Origin of the sequence: Streptomyces niveiscabiei (genome assembly GCF_001419795.1) — a bacterium.
GTDB lineage: Bacteria > Actinomycetota > Actinomycetes > Streptomycetales > Streptomycetaceae > Streptomyces > Streptomyces niveiscabiei.
Genome location: NZ_LIRL01000284.1, coordinates 1 through 1,644 on the forward strand (window position 1 = coordinate 1; position 1,644 = coordinate 1,644).

A 1,644-nucleotide genomic window follows, 5' to 3' on the forward strand; every position below is an offset into this window, starting at 1 on the left:
CCGCCACCCCAACCCCCTCCAACGCCTCCCGCAACAACTCCTCATGCCGGTCGGACGCCACCTTGTTGAGGATCACACCCCCCACCCGAACCTCGGGATCCCAGGAAACGAACCCATGCACCAGCGCGGCAACGGACCGGGACTGCGACGACGCGTCGACGACCAGCACCACCGGCGCCCGCAACAACTTCGCGACCTGAGCCGTGGACGCCAACTCCCCTTCCCCCGCGGCCCCGTCGTACATCCCCATGACACCCTCGACGATGGCGAGGTCACACCCCTGAGCCCCGTGAAGGAACAGGGGAGCGACCAACTCCGGCCCACACAGGTACGCGTCGAGATTCCGCCCCACCCGCCCAGCGGCCAGCGAGTGATACCCGGGATCGATATAGTCCGGCCCCACCTTGTGCGGAGACACGGCGAACCCCCGCGCGGCGAACGCGGCCATCAACCCCGTGGCAACCGTGGTCTTCCCGCTCCCGGAGGACGGCGCGGCGATGACCAGCCGAGGAACGGACCTCACCACTCGATACCCCTCTGCCCCTTCTGCCCGGCGTCCATCGGATGCTTGACCTTGGACATGTCGGTGACGAGATCGGCGAACTCGACCAGCGCCGAAGGGGCGTTACGCCCGGTGATCACAACATGCTGAGTGCCGGGCCGATTTCGCAGCACCTCGACGACTTCATCGGTGTCGACCCACCCCCAGTGCATCGGATAGGCGAACTCGTCGAGGACGTACAGCCGGTACGTCTCGGCGGCGAGATCCCGCTTGACCTGCTCCCAACCCTCCCGAGCCTTCTCCTCGTTGTCCATCTGGTCGTCCCGCTGGACCCAGGACCACCCCTCACCCATCTTGTGCCAGTCGACGGACCCGCCCTCCCCGGAAGCCCCGAGCACCCGAAGCGCGTTCTCCTCCCCGACCTTCCACTTCGCCGACTTGACGAACTGGAACACCCCGATGGGCCACCCCTGATTCCAGGCCCGCAGAGCGAGCCCGAAAGCGGCGGTCGACTTCCCCTTCCCAACTCCCGTGTGGACGACGACAAGTGGCCGATTACGACGCTGACGGGTCGTCAGACCGTCGTCCGGCACCACACTCGGCTGCCCCTGAGGCATTACGCGGCCCTCCTCTGAACGTCCTTGACCAGCCCGGCGATCGAGTCGGCACGCAGCTCGTCGAGCGTGACGGCCGTACCCCCCAGCTCACCCGCGAGCTGCCCCGCGAGCCCCAACCGCACAGGCCCCGACTCACAGTCGACGACGACGGAGGCGACCCCGTCGGCGGCGAACAACCGGGCAGCACGCCCGGCAAGAGCGACAGGCTCGGGCCCCCCGGTGGCCCGGCCGTCCGTCACGACGACGACGAGCGCCCGCCGAGCCGGATCCCGCAACCGCTCAACTCGCAGCACGTCATGGGCTTTGAGCAGCCCGGCGGCAAGCGGCGTACGCCCCCCGGTCGGCAACGACTCCAGCCGCGCGGCAGCCGCGTCGACGGACGAGGTGGGAGGCAGCGCGACATCCCCGGAGGTCCCCCGGAACGTCACCAGCCCCACCTTGTCGCGCCGCTGATACGCGTCGAGCAGCAACGACAGCACCGCACCCTTCACGGCACTCATCCGCTGCCGAGCGGCCATCGACCCG

3 protein-coding genes are annotated in these 1,644 nt (G+C 68.9%); all 3 read right to left on the bottom strand.

Annotation, left to right across the window (positions count from 1 at the left end):
• The coding region (locus AOK24_RS14890; RefSeq protein ID WP_159051874.1) for a nucleotide-binding protein at positions 1–526 on the bottom strand (526 nt) is incomplete at its 3' end.
• Positions 520–1,119, bottom strand: coding sequence for a cob(I)yrinic acid a,c-diamide adenosyltransferase (gene cobO, locus AOK24_RS14895; protein WP_055720549.1), 600 nt, complete (start codon positions 1,117–1,119; stop codon positions 520–522). The genes cobO and AOK24_RS14890, both read right to left, overlap by 7 nt.
• Positions 1,119–1,644 (bottom strand): vWA domain-containing protein (locus AOK24_RS14900; RefSeq protein ID WP_159051875.1); only part of this gene is annotated, 526 nt, incomplete at its 5' end. The genes cobO and AOK24_RS14900, both read right to left, overlap by 1 nt.